Origin of the sequence: Mangrovicoccus sp. HB161399, assembly GCF_013184745.1 — a bacterium.
Lineage (GTDB): Bacteria > Pseudomonadota > Alphaproteobacteria > Rhodobacterales > Rhodobacteraceae > Mangrovicoccus.
Genome location: NZ_JAATVU010000007.1, coordinates 52,467 through 70,215, shown reverse-complemented (window position 1 = coordinate 70,215; position 17,749 = coordinate 52,467). Strand labels below are relative to the sequence as shown.

General features: G+C 64.0%; 16 protein-coding genes. 7 read left to right on the top strand and 9 right to left on the bottom strand.

Annotated elements, in window-relative coordinates; genetic code table 11:
- Positions 1–4 precede the first annotated feature (4 nt).
- The 6 genes from HCC78_RS05555 to hemJ form a co-directional block, all read right to left on the bottom strand.
- Complete coding sequence (locus tag HCC78_RS05555) at positions 5–820, bottom strand: ParA family protein (RefSeq protein WP_172327754.1); 816 nt, start codon at positions 818–820, stop codon at positions 5–7.
- Positions 813–1,427 carry a 16S rRNA (guanine(527)-N(7))-methyltransferase RsmG gene (rsmG, locus tag HCC78_RS05550; protein WP_371743783.1) on the bottom strand — a complete coding sequence of 205 codons (615 nt, stop codon included), beginning with the start codon at positions 1,425–1,427 and terminating at the stop codon, positions 813–815. Before rsmG ends, HCC78_RS05555 begins: the two co-directional genes overlap by 8 nt.
- Position 1,428: 1 nt before the next feature.
- Positions 1,429–3,309: a tRNA uridine-5-carboxymethylaminomethyl(34) synthesis enzyme MnmG gene (gene mnmG / locus HCC78_RS05545; RefSeq protein WP_172327752.1), complete on the bottom strand. Its 1,881-nt coding sequence runs from the start codon at positions 3,307–3,309 to the stop codon at positions 1,429–1,431.
- 2 nt (positions 3,310–3,311) lie between these two features.
- Complete coding sequence (mnmE, locus tag HCC78_RS05540; protein ID WP_172327751.1) at positions 3,312–4,598, bottom strand: tRNA uridine-5-carboxymethylaminomethyl(34) synthesis GTPase MnmE; 1,287 nt, start codon at positions 4,596–4,598, stop codon at positions 3,312–3,314.
- Between the two features lie 13 nt (positions 4,599–4,611).
- Positions 4,612–5,883, bottom strand: a complete 1,272-nt coding sequence (gene rho / locus HCC78_RS05535) for a transcription termination factor Rho (RefSeq protein WP_172327750.1) — start codon at positions 5,881–5,883, stop codon at positions 4,612–4,614.
- Positions 5,884–6,001: 118 nt separating this feature from the next.
- Positions 6,002–6,457, bottom strand: a complete 456-nt coding sequence (hemJ, locus tag HCC78_RS05530) for a protoporphyrinogen oxidase HemJ (protein ID WP_172327749.1) — start codon at positions 6,455–6,457, stop codon at positions 6,002–6,004.
- A gap of 392 nt (positions 6,458–6,849) precedes the next feature.
- Here hemJ and HCC78_RS05525 point away from each other — a divergent pair, with 392 nt between their 5' ends.
- From HCC78_RS05525 to HCC78_RS05505, 5 genes are all read left to right on the top strand, one after another.
- Positions 6,850–7,449 carry a nucleoside triphosphate pyrophosphatase gene (locus tag HCC78_RS05525; protein WP_172327748.1) on the top strand — a complete coding sequence of 200 codons (600 nt, stop codon included), beginning with the start codon at positions 6,850–6,852 and terminating at the stop codon, positions 7,447–7,449.
- Positions 7,446–8,279 (top strand): shikimate dehydrogenase, encoded by an 834-nt coding sequence (locus tag HCC78_RS05520; protein WP_172327747.1) that lies wholly within the window; start codon positions 7,446–7,448, stop codon positions 8,277–8,279. The genes HCC78_RS05525 and HCC78_RS05520 overlap by 4 nt, the downstream gene beginning before the upstream one ends.
- Positions 8,276–8,869 (top strand): dephospho-CoA kinase, encoded by a 594-nt coding sequence (coaE, locus tag HCC78_RS05515; protein ID WP_172327746.1) that lies wholly within the window; start codon positions 8,276–8,278, stop codon positions 8,867–8,869. Before HCC78_RS05520 ends, coaE begins: the two co-directional genes overlap by 4 nt.
- A complete protein-coding gene (gene dnaQ / locus HCC78_RS05510) occupies positions 8,862–9,599 on the top strand; it encodes a DNA polymerase III subunit epsilon (protein WP_172327745.1) in 738 nt (245 codons plus the stop codon). The genes coaE and dnaQ overlap by 8 nt, the downstream gene beginning before the upstream one ends.
- A 162-nt stretch (positions 9,600–9,761) precedes the next feature.
- Entirely contained in the window at positions 9,762–11,279 is a 1,518-nt protein-coding gene (locus HCC78_RS05505; RefSeq protein WP_172327744.1) for a succinate CoA transferase, read from the top strand.
- A gap of 54 nt (positions 11,280–11,333) precedes the next feature.
- On the opposite strand, the gene secB is transcribed toward HCC78_RS05505, so the two are convergent.
- Positions 11,334–11,825, bottom strand: a complete 492-nt coding sequence (gene secB / locus HCC78_RS05500; protein WP_172327743.1) for a protein-export chaperone SecB — start codon at positions 11,823–11,825, stop codon at positions 11,334–11,336.
- 157 nt (positions 11,826–11,982) lie between these two features.
- Positions 11,983–12,477 carry an FxsA family protein gene (locus HCC78_RS05495; protein WP_172327742.1) on the bottom strand — a complete coding sequence of 165 codons (495 nt, stop codon included), beginning with the start codon at positions 12,475–12,477 and terminating at the stop codon, positions 11,983–11,985.
- Between the two features lie 94 nt (positions 12,478–12,571).
- On the opposite strand from HCC78_RS05495, the gene HCC78_RS05490 reads away from it, so the two are divergent.
- On the top strand, positions 12,572–13,234 hold the full coding sequence (locus tag HCC78_RS05490) for a Tim44/TimA family putative adaptor protein (protein WP_172327741.1): 663 nt from the start codon (positions 12,572–12,574) through the stop codon (positions 13,232–13,234).
- Positions 13,235–13,250: 16 nt separating this feature from the next.
- A complete protein-coding gene (locus HCC78_RS05485) occupies positions 13,251–13,874 on the top strand; it encodes a Smr/MutS family protein (RefSeq protein WP_172327740.1) in 624 nt (207 codons plus the stop codon).
- A gap of 1,225 nt (positions 13,875–15,099) precedes the next feature.
- Here the strand turns inward: HCC78_RS05485 and mutS are convergent.
- Positions 15,100–17,727, bottom strand: coding sequence for a DNA mismatch repair protein MutS (gene mutS, locus HCC78_RS05480; protein ID WP_172327739.1), 2,628 nt, complete (start codon positions 17,725–17,727; stop codon positions 15,100–15,102).
- Positions 17,728–17,749: the final 22 nt, after the last annotated feature.

The window sequence follows — 17,749 nt, the reverse complement described above, 5'->3', positions numbered from 1 at the left end:
CTCCTCAGGCCTCGATCGGGGCGGCAGTCATGCCTTGATAACGTGCGATGATTTCATCGGCCAGCGCTTTGTAGGCCAGACTTCCCTTCGACTGCGGATCGTAGTCGATGACCGGAATCGCAAAGGACGGCGCCTCGCTGACCCGCACATTCCGTGGAACGATCGTGTCGAAGACGAGTTCGCCCAGGGTCTCCCTTGCGTCCCGCTCAACCTGCTGCGCCAGACGGTTGCGGTTGTCGTGCATCGTCAGGAGCACACCTTCGATGCGCAGCCTCGGATTTGCAGCCTGCCGGATCTCCCGGATGGTCAGCATGAGCTGCGAAAGTCCCTCAAGCGCGAAGAACTCGCTCTGCAGGGGGATGAGAATGCTGTCGGCCGCAACCATAGCATTCACCGTGAGCAAGTTGAGCGACGGCGGGCAATCGATCAGGATGTAGTCCAGCCCCATCTGAGCGACGTCGGCTCCCAGCAACCCATCCTTCAGCAGGAAACTGCGGCGCTCATTCGCCACCAATTCAATGTCGGCAGAACTGAGATCCGTCGTTGCGGGCGCGATGGTCACGCCCTCGACTTCGGTAGAAACCACGATCTCGCGGACCGTCTTTCCCTCGATCAGAAGATCATAGGTCGAAAGGATCCGGCGGTTGGGATCAATTCCGAGCCCCGTGGACGCATTGCCCTGGGGATCCAGGTCGACAATCATGACCATCTTGCCAAGACGCGCCAAGGCAGCTGCCAAATTGATCGTCGTGGTGGTCTTCCCCACCCCGCCCTTCTGGTTGGCGACCGCTACAATGCGCGGCTTGGTCGATTCAGGCATCGCGGATACTCTCGAGCTTCAGGATGACAGACTCTGAATCCACTTCGCTGGGCTGGATTTCAAGGGAAAATGCATAGTTATCCCGAACTTCCTCCAGCTCCTGTTGATATGTCCGCCCTTTCGGCAGAAGAGCAGTGCCATTGCCCGAAATATGGCGCTGAACCCACGGAAGAAGACGCGGCAGAGGCGCAAGAGCACGCGCAGAAACGACGTCCGCTCCCTGCTCTTCCGTCGCTTCGATACGATCGGAGATAATTTCGACCCGCACGCCTGTTTCACGTGAAACAGTCCTGAGGAATGTGCACTTGCGCTGATCCGATTCGATCAACGTGAATTTCGTAGGCCATCCCGCCACTTTCGCCGCGATGGCACAAACCAGCCCGGGGAAACCTGCACCTGAGCCAAGGTCGCACCATTTCTGCGGCACCCCAGGCGCCATCGTGAATAGTTGCAGCGAATCTTTGAAATGGCGGTTCCAGCGATCTTCCACGGTCGCCGGGGCAACGAGATTGATCCGAGAGTTCCATTTTACAAGAAGCTCTTGGTAAGTCTCCAGAAGCTCCATTGTTTCACGTGAAACACCACCATCAACAATCGGTCCTGACACGTCAAACAACCCGCTTCTTGCCATTCGCCTGCCGAAGCTTCGACAGCAAGAGCACCAAGGCCGCAGGAGTCATTCCTTCGATATGACCGGCTTGCGCCAAAGTGCGAGGACGATCGCGCTTGAGCTTGCCTTTCAGTTCCGAAGACAGGCCAGACAGGCCATCGAAATTGAAATCTGACGGGATTTCGAGATCGGAATCCTTCTTCAAGGCGGCGGCATCCCGCTTTTGCCTTTCGACATACTGGGCATAGAGTGCGTCCGTCGAAGCCTGGATACGGATTTCCGGTGACAAAGCCTCTGCGCCATCGGCGAGCGGCATGACCATGTCAAAGGTCACACCCGGATACGCCAAAAGATCATATGCGCTGCGCTTGTTGCCATCCTGGCTTACATCGAAACCAAGCGACGCAAGCTCGCGTGGCGTCCAAGTTTGAGCGCTCAAGACGGCCTTGGCCTCGACCAGCTGCTCCATTTTTCCGGAAAAGGCGGCCTTTCGCTCTTCGCTGCAACACCCCAACTCAATGGCTTTTGGAGTCAGCCGCTGATCCGCGTTATCCGCTCGCAAGCTAAGACGGAATTCCGCGCGGGAAGTGAACATGCGGTATGGTTCCGTCACGCCGCGCGACGTCAAATCATCAATCATCACGCCAATATAGCTTTCCGCACGCGAAAACAGAACCTTTTCGCGCTCCAAAGCCACAGCCGCTGCATTGAGACCCGCAACCATGCCTTGGGCAGCGGCTTCCTCGTAGCCCGTGGTGCCGTTGATCTGCCCGGCAAGATAAAGACCGGGTACATCCCGCAATGCCAAGGTCAAATCCAGGGCGCGGGGATCGACATAGTCATACTCGATTGCATATCCAGGTTGAAGAATTTCAACATTTTCAAGTGCTTTCATGGAGCGAACGTACTGTTCCTGCACATCCACCGGTAGCGACGTCGAAATCCCGTTCGGGTAGACCGTATCGTCATCGAGGCCTTCCGGTTCAAGGAAGACCTGATGCGAGGTCTTGTCGGCAAATCGGACAACCTTGTCTTCGATCGACGGGCAATAGCGCGGGCCAATCCCGTCAATATGCCCGCCATACATGGCCGAACGCGATAGGTTCTCGCGGATTACGTCATGCGTCCGCTCGTTTGTATAGGTAATGCCGCAGGAAATCTGGCGCGCCTGAGGCTTCCGGTTCAGGAAGGAGAACATGACCGGATCATCATCGCCCGGCTGGCTTTCAAGCTTGTCCCAAGCAATGGTCTTGCCGTTGAGACGCGGCGGAGTACCTGTCTTAAGTCGCCCAAGCGGCAGGTTGAACGATTCCAGCCGTTCGGCCAACGGAATCGAGGGGGATTCCCCCATCCTGCCCGCTGAATGCCGCTGATCGCCGATATGGATGATTCCATTCAGGAATGTACCCGTGGTGAGGACCACGGATTTCGCTGTCAGCGCGCTTCCATCGCCAAGCAGTACACCGGTCACGTGGTCCCCTTCCATCAGGAAGTCGGTCACCTCTCCTTCAAGAATGCAAAGGTTCTTCGCTGCAGACAATATCGCTTGCATCGTCTGACGATAGATCTTGCGGTCCGACTGCGCTCGGGGCCCCTGTACGGCAGGGCCTTTCCGTCGGTTCAAGAGGCGGAACTGAATCCCTGCGGCATCGGCCACCCTTCCCATGACGCCATCCATGGCATCGATCTCGCGAACCAAATGTCCTTTTCCCAGTCCGCCAATCGCCGGATTGCAGGACATGACTCCCAGATTCCCGAATTTCAGTGTCACGAGGGCCGTCTGTGCCCCCATCCGAGCCGCGGCGTAGGCGGCTTCGGTTCCAGCGTGGCCACCACCGACCACGACTACATCAAAATCGCCATGTTTCACGTGAAACACTCCTATTTGCCGAGGCAGAAGTTCCGGAAGATGTCGTCCAGCATATCCTCGACATCTACCTTGCCAATCAGCTCGTCAAGATGCCGGGCAGCCTGGCGCAAATGTTCCGAGAGGAATTCTGTCCGATCCTCACCATGCTGTAACTCAACAAGCGCTGATTCCAAAGCCGATTTCGCACCGGACATCGCCATCCGGTGTCGATCGTTGCTTGCCGAACCGGCTTGCGATGCGGCAGAAACCAATCGCTCAGCCACGCATTCGAGAAGTTCGGGGATGCCCTGTCCCGTCTTTCCGGAGATTCCGTCCTTCTGCCCCGGATCGTCCGACTTGGCGCGCAACACCAGATCGCCGTCCCGGGGCTCGAAGCCTGGCGGCATGCCACGGTCATCCACCAGAAAGATCCGGAGATCGGCATCCCCTGCCCTGAACAAGGCACGTTCGATTCCGATCCGTTCGATTTCGTCTCCGCCCTCGCGCAAACCGGCAGTGTCCAGGATCGTCACCGGCAATCCGGCGATATCCATCCGAACCTCGATCACATCGCGCGTCGTGCCGGCAATGTCTGACGTAATCGCCGCCTCCCGTCCCGCAAGGGCGTTGAGGAGAGTCGACTTGCCCGCGTTCGGCCGACCGAGAATGGCCACCAGAAATCCGTCACGAATGCGTTCCGCGGCGGAAATTCCGTCTATCTCTGATTTCAACCCGGAGAGAATGTCCAGCAGGAGCTTCCGCGCTTCGAGGACAATCTCCTCCGGCAGCTCCTCATCCGCAAAATCGATGCTGGCCGCAATCAGCGCCATCGCATGCACGAGGTTTTCCCGCCAGTCAGCGACCTTCCGGCCGAGGGAACCGGACATGACCTTTAGCGCTTGCTTGCGCTGCGCTTCGGTCTCCGCCTGGATGAGATCGGCGAGGCCTTCAACCTCGGTCAGGTCGAGCCGGCCATTTTCCAGAGCACGTCGGGTGAACTCGCCCGGCAGGGCAAGGCGGGCAAGCCCCTGTTCCCCGATCTCGCGCATCACCGCGGATACGACAGCAGGGCTGCCATGCAAGTGCAGCTCGGTCACCGGTTCTCCGGTGAAGCTCTGCTTGTCGGGGAAGATTGCGACCAGCGCCTGATCCAGTACCTCGCGGTTCCGGTCGCGCAGGGTCGCGAGGCTCATCTGGCGCAGCGGCGGAAGGCGGCCGGCAAGCGCAAGGCAAGCCTGATGCGCGTCCGGCCCCGAGAGTCTCAGAACGGCCACGCCCGCCTTTCCCTGGCCGCTGGCCAGGGCATAGATGGTGTCCATGGCCGGCTCCGTGTCAGGTATTCATAGAGTCGAAGAAATCGGAATTCGACTTGGTCTGCTTCAGCTTCGAGATCAGGAACTCGATGGCGTCGGTGGTGCCCATCGGGTTCAGGATGCGGCGCAGGACATAGGTCTTCTGCAGGTCGGCCTTGTCGACCAGCAGGTCCTCTTTCCGGGTGCCGGATTTGAGGATGTCCATCGCCGGGAAGACACGCTTGTCGGCGACCTTGCGGTCGAGCACGATTTCGCTGTTGCCGGTACCCTTGAATTCCTCGAAGATCACTTCGTCCATCCGCGAGCCTGTGTCGATCAGCGCGGTTGCGATGATGGTCAGCGATCCGCCCTCCTCGATGTTGCGGGCGGCACCGAAGAAGCGCTTCGGACGCTGCAGCGCGTTGGCATCGACACCGCCGGTCAGGACCTTGCCCGAGGACGGAACGACCGTGTTGAAGGCGCGGCCGAGACGGGTGATCGAGTCGAGCAGGATGACGACGTCACGCTTGTGCTCGACCAGGCGCTTCGCCTTCTCGATCACCATTTCGGAGACGGCCACGTGGCGGGTTGCCGGCTCGTCGAAGGTCGAGGAGATCACCTCCCCTTTCACCGAGCGCTGCATGTCGGTGACTTCTTCGGGACGTTCGTCGATCAGCAGGACGATCAGATAGCATTCCGGATGGTTGCGCTCGATCGAATGCGCAATGTTTTGTAGCAAAACAGTTTTACCAGTCCGCGGAGGCGCAACGATCAGCGAGCGCTGGCCCTTGCCGATGGGCGCGACCAGATCGATGATCCGGGCCGAGCGGTCCTTGATCGTCGGATCCTCGATTTCCATCTTCAGCCGCTCGTCCGGATAGAGCGGCGTCAGGTTGTCGAAGGCAATCTTGTGGCGGGCGCGCTCGGGTTCCTCGAAGTTGATCTTCGAGACCTTCACCAGGCCGAAATAGCGCTCGTTGTCGCGCGGTGCATGGATGACGCCCTCGATCGTGTCGCCGGTGCGCAGCGAGAACTGTCGGATCATCTCGGGGCTGACATAGATGTCGTCGGGACCGGGCAGGTAGTTGGCCTCGGGCGAGCGCAGGAAGCCGAAGCCGTCCTGGAGCACCTCGAGCACGCCGTCACCTGAGATCTCCCAGCCATCCTCGGCGCGTTCGCGCAGGATCTGGAACATCATCTCGCCTTTCCGCATCGTGGAGGCGTTTTCGATTTCCAGTTCCTCGGCCATGGCAAGCAGGGCCTTCGGGGATTGAGCCTTGAGATCGGCCAGGTTGAGACGTTCTTCGGTCATAAAGATGGATGCTCTCTCAGAGATCGACCGCTATGGCGGGATCAACCGTATAGATAAGGGGAATCAGCAGGCGGACGCCTGCGGAGGGCAGATAAAGAAGAATGTAGCCCGAGTCAAATCAGAATGGACGGGCGATGACCGAGATGACGATGACAAGCATCAGAACCGTCGGAAGTTCATTCATCAAGCGATAGGTTCGGCCGGTCCGCGTGTTGGTCCCCGCCTCGAAATCCTTGCGCCGCTTGCCAAGCCAGTGATGGAACCAGGTCATGGCAATCACGGCGGCTGCCTTGGCATAGGGCCAGACCATGCTCCAGTCGATGATGCCCGGAGTGAAGATCAGGCACAGGCCGAAGACCCATGTGGAAATCATCGCAGGGTTCATGATGAAGCGCAGCAGCTTGTACTCCATCGTCTGGAACAGCGCGTCCGTGTCGTTCCCCGTGCCGACCTTCTCTGCATGATAGACGAAAAGGCGGGGAAGGTAGAACAGCCCTGCCATCCAGGTGATCACGGAGATCACATGTAGGGACTTTGTCCACGGGTAGGCTGAGGCAAGGAACTCGGCGATCATGGGCCCTCCTTCCCTCCTTTTAAAAATTAAAAGATAGATAAGGAAGAGGTTGATTAAGGCCCTGTGGATAATGTGGATTGGCATATTATCCGGGCAGTTATCCACCTGTGGAAAACTCCGGATAAACAAGGGGATTAAGACACGATTAAGAAAATTAACACGCAATATCTATGGGTTAAATTTAAAATTTTATCCTGCCCTGTGGATAACCCTGAGGATCAGCGCGAGGAAGATCCCGTATCCACACATCTCGGAGCAGGTAATTCACAGCCGGCAAACCGCGTGTGGGAATCGCGGACAGCTCGGCGGAATTTGTCCCCGTCTGGCCATGGCGGATCTTATCCGCTATCCGGCCACAGATTCTCCAATACAGGAGTCACAGGGTTATCCACATGCAGACCAACCTGATCCTCGCATCGGGCTCCGAGATACGCGCGCAGCTGCTGCGCAATGCCGGGCTGGACGTCGAAGTCCTTCCGGCCCGGATTGACGAGGAGTCGCTGCGGGCGGCCTTCGAGGCGGAAGGCATCGGCGCGCGGGACATGGCCGACGCTCTGGCCGAGGCGAAGGCGATGAAGATCAGCGCCAAGCGGCCGGGTGCTATGGTTCTGGGCTGCGACCAGGTGCTGGACCACCGCGGCGAGGTTCTGGGCAAGCCGGCAAGCCCCGGAGAGGCGGCCGGGCATCTTGCGCGGCTGCGCGGCGACCGGCACATGCTGCTGTCCGCGGCGGTCGTGTGCCGCGACGGCGAGCCGCTCTGGCGCCATGTCGGGGTCGCGCGGCTGCAGATGCGCGAGTTTTCGGAAAGCTACGCCGCGGACTACCTCGCGCGGAACTGGGACAGCATCCGGCATTCCGTGGGCGGCTACAAGCTGGAGGAAGAGGGCGTGCGGCTTTTCGCGCGGATCGAGGGCGACCATTTCACCATTCTCGGCCTGCCGCTGCTCGAACTGCTGAACTGGCTGTCTCTGCGCGGGGATATCGACGGATGAGCAAGCAGATTCCCCTGGCCGGCGTCATCGGCAACCCCGTCGGACACAGCAAGTCGCCCCGGATGCACGGCCATTGGCTGGAAAGCCAGAACTTGCCGGGGCATTACGTGCCCCTGGAGGTGGATGCGCAGGACCTGCCCGACGTTCTGGCGGCAATGCCGCGCATGGGGTTCGTCGGCACCAATGTCACGATCCCCCACAAGGAAGCCGCTCTGGCCGGCGCGCGGCGCGTCACCCCGCGGGCTCGGGCGATCGGCGCAGCCAACACGCTGACCTTCCTGCCGGGCGGCGGCTACGAGGCGGACAATACCGACGGGTACGGCTTCTATGCCAATCTCGCGCAATCGGCGCAGGACTGGGCGGCGTCGGATGGTCCGGTCGCTCTGTTCGGGGCCGGCGGCGCGGCGCGCGCGATCCTGCATGCGATGCTGGAGGCCGGCGCTCCGGAAATCCGGCTGATGAACCGGACGCGGGCGCGGGCCGAAAGCCTTGCCGCTGCCTTCGGGCCGAGGGTCAGGGTGCTGGACTGGGGCGAGACCGGGCCGGCCCTGGCCGGTGCGGCGACGGTGGTGAACACGACGTCGCTCGGCATGGCGGGTCAGCCGGCCTTCGATCTCGATCTTTCCGGCATCCGGCCTGAGATGCTGGCGACCGACATTGTCTACACGCCGCTGGAAACGCCCTTCCTGCAGGCGGCGGCACGGCGCGGCGCGCGCATCGTCGACGGTCTCGGCATGCTGCTATGGCAGGGGGTCCCCGGATTCAACCGCTGGTTCGGCGGCGATGCGCAGGTCACGCCCGAGCTGCGCGAGCTGATGCTGGCACCATGAGCCGGCCTGTCCGCCTCGGCCTCACCGGCTCGATCGGGATGGGGAAGTCGACCACGGCGAAGATGTTCGCCGAGATGGGCTGCGACGTCTGGGATGCCGATGCCGCGGTGCACCGGCTCTACGGGCCGGCCGGCGCGGCGGTGCCGGGCATGGCGGCGCTGCACCCAGAGGCGGTGATCGACGGCGCGGTCTCGCGGGAGAAGCTCAAGGCGTGGATCGCAGCCGACCCGGGCGCGCTGAAGCGGATCGAGGCGCTGGTCCATCCGCTGGTGGCCGCCGACCGGGTCGGCTTTCTCGCGCGGAGCGGCGCGCGCATCGCCGTCTTCGACATCCCCCTGCTTTTCGAGAACGGCACCGAACGCGAGATGGATGCGGTCGCCGTTGTCTCCGCGCCGGCGGAAGTCCAGCGTGCCAGGGTTCTGGCGCGGCCCGGCATGACCGAAGCGACGCTCGACATGATCCTGTCGCGGCAGATGCCCGATGCCGAGAAGCGGGCGCGCGCAGACTATGTCATAGAGACGGTGGACATCGGCAGCGCCCGCGCGCAGGTTCGGTCGGTAATCGACGATCTGGAGGCCCGCTATGCGTGAAATCGTGCTCGATACCGAAACCACCGGCTTCGATCCGGATACCGGCGACCGGGTGGTGGAGATCGGCGCGGTCGAGCTGTGGAACCACCTGCCTACCGGCCGCCAGTACCACCAGTACATCAACCCGGCCCGCGGCATGCCGTCCGAAGCCTTCGGTGTCCATGGCATCGGCCCGGACCTGCTGAACCCGCCGCGCCCGGCGGAGGGCAAGGAAGTCACCCTGCTCGACAAGCCGCTCTTCGAGGAGATCGGCCGCGACTTCGCCGCCTTTATCGGCGAGGATGCGAAGATCGTCGCCCACAATGCCTCCTTCGACCACAAGTTCCTGAATTTCGAGCTCACCCGGATGGGGCTGGCACCGATCGCCGTGCCGCGGGTCGTGGACTCTCTGGCGATCGCGCGCCGCCGCTTCCCCGGCTCGCCGGCTTCGCTCGATGCGCTCTGCCGCCGTTTCGGCATCGACAACTCGAACCGCGAATTGCACGGCGCGCTTCTCGACAGCGAGATCCTGGCCGAAGTCTACCTGGAACTGGTCGGCGGCCGCCAGCCGGGACTGGAGCTGTCCTCGAGTCGGCAGGGCGCCGGCGAGCGCAGCACGGAGAACAGCTGGAAGCCCGCGCCGCGCCCGAATCCCCTCCCGCCGCGGATCACCCACGCCGAGCGTGCGGCCCACGAAGCCTTCGTCGCGAAGCTCGGCGAAGGTTCGGTCTGGGCGAAATTCGCCGAGTGACCACGGGTAAAACCCCGTTTCAGTTATGCGTTCAGTGCATACCGCTATGATAGCACACGAAAAATAAAGGAAATTTTCCGTCCGCGCATTTTTATCATTTGCATGCCGTCCTATTGCCCTGCTTGAAAAGCGAATACCATTGCATGCACAGGGGAGGACCAAGTGCTACAGCAGGCTCGCATTCGGAACCTTGATTTCCAATCGAAGGTCATGAGCGCCGAGGACGCGGCGCGGCTCATTTCCAACGGAGCCACCATCGGCATGAGCGGCTTCACCGGCTCGGGCTATCCCAAGGCGGTCCCGCTGGCGCTGGCCGCGCGGATCGAAGAGGAACATGCCAAGGGCAATCCCTTCCGCGTGAAGATCTGGACCGGCGCTTCGACCGGCCCCGAGCTCGACGGTGCGCTGGCCAAGTCGGACGGCATCGAGTTCCGCCTTCCCTACAATTCCGATCCCATCGCGCGGCAGAAGATCAATGCCGGGCAGATGGAATATTTCGACATGCATCTCAGCCAGGTCGCGCCGATGGCCTGGCAGGGCTTCCTCGGCAAGCTCGACACGGCTGTTGTCGAGATTTCGGGGATCACGCCGGCGGGCGAGCTTATCCCGTCCTCGTCCGTCGGCAACAACAAGACTTGGATCGACATCGCCGACAAGATCATCCTCGAGGTGAACACGTGGCAGAGCAGCATGCTCGACGGCATGCACGACATCTACTACGGGACGGCCCTGTCCCCGTTCCGCAAGCCGATCCCGCTGGTGAATTCCGACGACCGGATCGGCCAGCCGCATTTCAAGATCGATCCCTCGAAGGTCATCGCAGTCGTGGTCACCGATGCGCCCGACCGCAACGCGCCCTTCGCGGCGCCGGACGAGACCGCCGAGGCGATCGCCGCGAACATCCTCGATTTCCTGGTTTGGGAAGCCAAGCGGGCCGGCCTGCCGCCGTCCCTGCTGCCGCTGCAATCCGGGGTCGGCAACGTGCCGAACGCGGTGATGGCCGGGCTGATCGACACGCCGTTCGAGCAGATGACCGCCTTCACCGAGGTCATCCAGGACGGCATGCTGGACATGATCGAGGCTGGCACGCTGCGCATGGCCTCGGCCACGGCCTTCTCGCTCTCGCCGGAAAAGGCGCTGTACTTCAACGAGAATGCCGGCTTCTTCCGCGATAAGCTGATCCTGCGGCCGCAGGAGATCTCGAACAACCCGGAACTGGTGCGCCGGCTCGGCTGCATCGCCATGAACGGCCTTATCGAGGCGGATATCTACGGCAACGTGAACTCGACCCATGTGATGGGTTCGCGCATCCAGAACGGCATCGGCGGCTCGGGCGATTTCGCGCGCAACGGCTATGTCTCGATCTTCATGACGCCCTCGACGGCCAAGGGCGGTGCAATCTCCGCGATCGTGCCGCAATGCGCCCATGTCGACCACATAAACCAGGACGTCCAGGTGATCGTGACCGAACAGGGCCTTGCCGACCTGCGCGGTCTGTCGCCGAAGCAGAAGGCGAAGGTCATCGTCGAGAAATGCGCCCACCCCGCCTACCGGCCGATGCTGGAGGACTACATGGCGCGCGCGGAAAAGGAGAGCTACGGCCTCCATGCTCCGTCGATCCCGCGCGAGGCGCTGAGCTGGCACCAGCGCTTCATGGATACCGGGTCCATGAAACTCTGAAACGAAAAAAGGGAGCGCGCGGCGCTCCCTTTCCTTGTCTGCGTCCGGGCCGGCTCAGTTGACGGCCGGGGCCTCGGGCTGCTGCTGGGCCGCGCGGCGGGCGATCTCGTTGCGGTAGATGCCCATGAAGTCCACGTTTTCCAGGTTCAGCGGGGGGAAGCCGCCATCGCGGGTCACGTCGGAAACGATGCGGCGCACGAAGGGAAACAGCATCCGCGGGCATTCGATCATAAGGAACGGATGAAGCTGCGCTTCCGGAACGCCCTCGATCAGGAAGATGCCGGCATAGTCCAGATCCATCCGGAACAGGATGTCGTCGCTGTCCTTGTTCTTCGAGGTGACGGTGAATTTCGTCTGCACTTCGTACTGGTTGTCGGCTGGACGCTTCTTGGCGTCTAGGTTGACCTGCACCTGGACGTCGGGCTTCACGTCGCCTTGGACGCCCTTCTGCGCGACAATGTTCTCGAAGGACAGGTCGCGGATGAACTGGCCCAGGATCTGCATCTTGACCTGGGGTTGCTGCGGGGCTGCGCCGTTCTCGGCCATGAGGTCTCTCCCGTTGGAATGTCCCGGCGGTTGTTATCAGGAAGGCCGCCGCCCCTCAATGCCGGCAATCGGGTAACTTCGGCGCAGTTGGTCCGAAACCGGCCTGATTTTCCGGCAGTTTCCACGACGAAATAATGGCGCAGACGGGGCCGCGGACTCAGCGCCGCGTCCAGCCCGAAGGGGTGCTGCCCGGCCGCGGCGGCAGCTCGTCGGGGTCGATCTCGGTGAATTCGCCGTCGATCGTGTCCGAACCCCGCGGGCCGCGGCGGTAGCCGGTGCTGCTCATGTTCATGTAGACGCCCTGCATCTTCACGTTCCGGCGCAACCAGGCGAAGGCCGCCATCCGCACCTGCGGGATCAGCAGCAGGAAGCCCATCGTGTCGGTGAAGAAACCCGGCGTCAGCAGGAGCGCGCCGGCGAAGAGGATCATCGCGCCATGGACCATGTGCTCGGCCGGATTGCCGTCGCCGGCCATGGCCCGCTGCAGCTTCTGCAGGACCTGGCCGCCCTGCTTCTTCATCATGGTATGGCCGATCACGGCGGTCAGCAGCACGATCGCCAGCGTCGGCCACAATCCGATCAGACCGCCGACCTGGATGAACAGGCCGATCTCGATCAGCGGCACGGCGATGAATGCGATCAAGAGCCACATCTGGGCGCTCTCCCTTTGCTCTGGTCCGGTGGACTTGGGTGTGTCGAGCACTTACATAGGGAAGACACCGGGGCGTTACCACCAGAGGCTGCCAATGAGCTCATCCGTCATCGAACTTCTCGTGCTTGCGGGGATCGCGATCTTCCTGATCGTGCGCTTGAAAAATGTCCTCGGCACGCGCGACGGATTCGAGAAGCCGCCCGTCCAGGCCCCCGGACCGGCGGCCGAGCGGCCGCGCCCGGATTTCGAGGTCATCGAAGGCGGCCCCGACCGCGACATCATTGACCATGTCGAAAGCGGCAGCGATGCCGCCGAGGCGCTGGCCAAGATGAAGGGCGCGGAGCCCGGCTTCGGCGTCGGCGAATTCCTCCAGGGCGCCCGCGGCGCCTACGAGATGATCCTGATGTCCTTCGAGCGCGGCGATCTTTCCGACGTGCGCGGCTTCCTCGCTCCGGAAGTGCATGACAGCTTCCTCGACGTGATCGAGGAGCGCGAGCGCCAGGGCCTGTCGGTCGAGGCGAATTTCGTCGGCATCCGCGAGCTTGCGCTGGTCGGCGCCGAATTCGACGAGACCACCCGCGAGGGCGAGGTCACCGTGCGCTTCGTCGGCGAGCTGACCTCCGTGGTCCGCGACGTCAATGGCGGCGTGGTGGAGGGCGACCCGAACCTGATCAAGCGCCAGCGCGACGTCTGGACCTTCGGCCGCGTGATGGGCAGCGACGATCCGAACTGGCAGCTGGTCGCAACCGGCGCCTGACAGGACGTTTGACGGCATGGCACGGAAAAGGCGCGGCCTGAGCGAGGAGGATCGCGCCATCTGGGACCGGGTGGCCTCTTCCGTGACGCCGCGCCGGCCGGGCCAGCCCGAGGCCCCGCCCGCAGACCGGGCGGCGCCACCCAAGACCCCCGCTCCGCATCCGGCGCGCGAGGCAGAGACGCCCGCGCCGGAGCTGCGCATTTCCGCCTTCCGCGTCGGCGAGCGTGCCAAGCCCGGCCAGGGCCGCCACGACCTGTCCCCGCCGATTTCCGAAGCCATCGCCAGGGCCCCGGTCAAGATGGACCGCAAGGCGTTCGGGCGGATGAAGAAGGGCAAGCTGGTGCCCGAGGCGCGGATCGACCTGCATGGCATGACCCAGGACCAGGCGCATCCGGCTCTGACCCGGTTCATCTCGGAAAGCTACATGCGGCAGATGCGGCTGGTGCTTGTGATCACCGGCAAGGGCAAGGAGCGCGACGAGCCCGGTCCCATGCCGATCCCGCGCGGGGTCCTCAAGCATCAGGTGCCGCACTGGCTGAACACCGGGGCGCTCAAGCTGATGGTGCTTCAGGTCGCCGAGGCGCATCTGAAGCATGGCGGCACGGGCGCCTATTACGTCTACCTCCGCCGCCACCGCTGAGCCGGCCCGCCCGGACCGGTGCAGGAAAACCCCGCAGCCGCGACGGCGGCTCCAATGGTGCCGCGCCCGGTCAGCCCCCGTTGCCCCACATGATGTGCCCGCGCCGATCTCCCGTGGCAGGATCGTGGGGCCGCCGCAACCGGCGCACCGTTCCTAGGGGGCGATCGGGTCGGCGCCGATCGCGGAATCCGGGCATTTCGTTCCGCGCCGTCCCGAAAACTTCCCGGCTGTCGCGGCCCGGCGGGGTGTCCTCTCGGCTTCCGTCCCGCAGAGTATCGCCGCAGGATCCGCCATGGAGACGTTCATCGCCGGAAGTGCCGCCAATTGGATCATTCTCCCAATTTCCGCGGCTCCGGTCGGTCCCTCTCCGGGCGTGGTGCACGCCACGGTTGCTGTCGCCCGAGTCGCGGCCGGAACGGACGCCGCTGCAGATCATGTCCGTCCCGTGCCTCCTGCCATAGTGCCGGTCTGGCGGGGCCGGCGATCGTCTCGTTTCCGCCTGGCGCGTCGCCGGGAACCGCATCCGCAAGCTCCGGGAGGTCGCCGCCCCGGTCGGTTAGGGCACGATTTGCACCGGCAGGAGGCCGCTGACCGGAAATGCAGCCCCTCGATCCTGCTCTTGGCGGCGCAATTCCCAGCTGTGATGCCTCCGCCTTCCGAAAGACATGGATCCGGGTCTCCACCGTCGCGGTCAGGCCAATTTCCTTGCCTTCCGTGACGTCTCCGAACATCGCCATGGCGGCATCATTCCAGAGCTTCCCGTCATTATCGTGCTCGGGAAGGTCTCGAGAATGGTCTGGTGAACCGGGTCTTCGTCACGATGGGTGCTGCCAAGAACCCTGCCTGCAAGTCGCCTGACCGGCAGGCTTGGTCGGCGGTGGCGCGATCACCGAGGCTGCGCCCGGCGGGGCGGCCTGCAGGCCCGACGGACGGCAGGAACCGGCGCGAAATTCGCCGCACAAAGCCAAGATGCAAGGTCGCGCGGGGTGCAAATGTGCAGAAAGACGACCGTGAAATTCCGGTTTTTGCAGCGCTGTCCGCCCATGTCTTCGCGGTATCAGCCGCACAGCCTTGGCGTCGACACCATGGTGGCGCCGAGGTCGATCACGGCAAAGGCTGCTTCTTCCGGAAGGGCGCAGATGTCCCAATCGTCCGCAAAACGCCGCAGACGCTCAGAAAGGCGAATACCCCCTTCGGGCTGGGGTTTCCGGCTTCTCCCGCGTCCCTACCGCGCGAGCAGGGCGCGCAATTCGTAGACCAGATCGAGGGCGGCGCGAGGCGTCAGCTGGTCGGGGTCCTGTTCGGCCAGCCGTTCCTCTACCGCGGACGCCTTGGGCTGGGCGGGAGGCGGCTCCGGACGCAGAGCGGCGAAGAGCGGCAGGTCGTCGATCACTGCCTTGCGCTTGCCTTCGCGTTCGCCCTTTTCCAGCGCGGTCAGCACCTCGCGGGCGCGGGCGATCACCGTGTCGGGCAGGCCGGCGAGCTTGGCGACCTGCACGCCGTAGCTGGCCGCCGCCGCGCCGTCGCGCACCTCGTGGAGGAAGATCACCTCGCCCTGCCACTCCTTTACCGCGACCGTCGCGTTGGCGACGCCCTCCAGCTTGTCGGCAAGCTGGGTGAGCTCGTGGTAATGCGTGGCGAAAAGCGCGCGGCAGCGGTTCGAGGCGTGCAGATGCTCCAGCGTCGCCCAGGCGATCGAGAGCCCGTCATAGGTGGCGGTGCCGCGTCCGATCTCGTCGAGGATGACCAGCGCGCGCTCGTCCGCCTGGTTCAGGATCGCCGCCGTTTCCACCATCTCGACCATGAAGGTCGAGCGGCCGCGCGCCAGATCGTCCGAGGCGCCGACGCGGCTGAAGATCTGGCTGACCAGGCCGACATGCGCGCGATCGGCGGGAACGAAGCTGCCGGTCTGGGCCAGCAGCGCGATCAGCGCGTTCTGCCGCAGCCAAGTCGACTTGCCGGCCATGTTCGGACCGGTCAGCAGCCGGATCGCGGCGCCCTGCTCGGCCGTCAGGTGGCAGTCATTGGCGACGAAAGGCTCGCCGGTCCGGCGCAGCGCATCCTCCACCACCGGATGGCGCCCGGCCTCGATCTCGAATGCGCGGCTGTCATCGACCTCCGGCCGGCACCAGCGCCGCTCGGCGGCGAGATCGGCGAAGCCGGCATGCAGGTCGAGTTCTGCCATTGCCCGCGCCGCGGTGGAGATCGCGGTCGCCTCGGCCAGGCAGGCTTCGCGCAGGCTGGCGAAGATCCGTCCCTCGATTCCCAGCGCCTCGCCCCCGGCATTCAGGATGCGGCTTTCCAGTTCGCTCAGCTCCGGGGTGGTGAAGCGCAGGGCGTTTGCCGTGGTCTGGCGGTGCTTGAACAGGCTCGCCAGCGGTTCGGCCAGCATCTTCTGTGCGTGGGTTGCGGGGGTTTCGATGAAATAGCCCAGTACGTTGTTGTGCTTGACCTTCAGCGCGTTCACGCCGGTGGCCGAGGCATATTTGCCCTGCAGCCCGGCGATGTAGCCCCTGCCCTCGTCGCGCAGCTGACGCGCGGCATCGAGATCTTCGTTGTAGCCCGGCGCGACGAAGCCGCCGTCGCGGGCCAGATGCGGGGGCTCCGCGACCAGCGCGGCCTCCAGCTCTGACTGGATGCCCGGTTCGGTCTCCAGATCGCGGGCCAGCGCCGAGAGCGCCTCGGGCAGGTCCCCGCCCAGCTCCTGCGCCAGATCGGCCGCCGCTGCGAGTCCGTCGCGGATCGCGGCCAGGTCGCGCGGGCCGCCGCGGTCCAGCGACAGCCGGCCGAGCGCCCTGTCCATGTCGGGAACCTGCCGCAGCCGCGCCCGCAACCGGTCGCGCAGGCGGGCATCGGAATTCAGCGCCGACACGGCAGCAAGCCGGCCGCGGATCTGTTCCAGATCGCGCGACGGCGTCGACAGGCGGTTGACAAGGAGCCGCCCGCCGGGCGCCGTCAGCGTGCGGTCGATCGCGGCGATCAGCGAGCCGTCGCGCCCGCCCGACAGCGACTGCACCAGTTCCAGGTTGCGCCGGGTCGAAGCGTCGATCTGCACGGTACCGCCCGGTTCCTCCCGGCGCGGCGGGGCAAGGCGGGGCAGCTTTCCCTTCTGGGTGATCTCAAGATAGTCGATCAGCGCGCCGAGCGCCGATCGCTCGGCGCGGGAAAAGCTGCCGAAGGCGTCCGGGCTGTCGACGCCGTAGGCCCGGCCGATCCGCCCGGCGGCGGCCTGGCTGTCGAAGCTCGCCGCGCCCAGCGGCGTCAGCACCAGTCCCATGTCTCGCGCGGTCTCGCGCAGCCCCTCCTCTGCGGCTTCGGCGCAGAGGAGTTCCCGCGGCAGCAGGCGTGCCAGCTGCGGTCCCAGCGTCAGCCGCGGACAGGGCGCGACGGTCAGCGTGCCGGTGGAGATGTCGCACCAGGCGATCGCACCCTCGCCGCGCAGCTCGGCATAGCTCGCCAGATAGTTGTTCGCCCGCGCCTCCAGCAGGCTGTCCTCGGTCAGCGTGCCGGCCGTCACCACGCGGGTCACTCCGCGCTTGACCACCGCCTTGTAGCCGCGCTTCTTGGCCTCGGACGGGTCCTCCAGCTGGTCGCAGATCGCCACGCGGAACCCCTTGCGGGTCAGCTGGTGAAGATAGCCCTCCGCGGCGTGCACGGGGACGCCGCACATCGGGATGTCCTGGCCCTGGTGCTTGCCGCGCTTGGTCAGCGCGATGTCCAGCGCTTCGGCCGCCGCGACTGCGTCGTCGAAGAACATCTCGTAGAAGTCGCCCATGCGGTAGAACAGCAGGTCGCCGGGATGGGCGGCCTTGATCTCCAGGAACTGGGCCATCATCGGGGTGACGTCGGACATGCGGGGGCTCGCCTCATCAGGT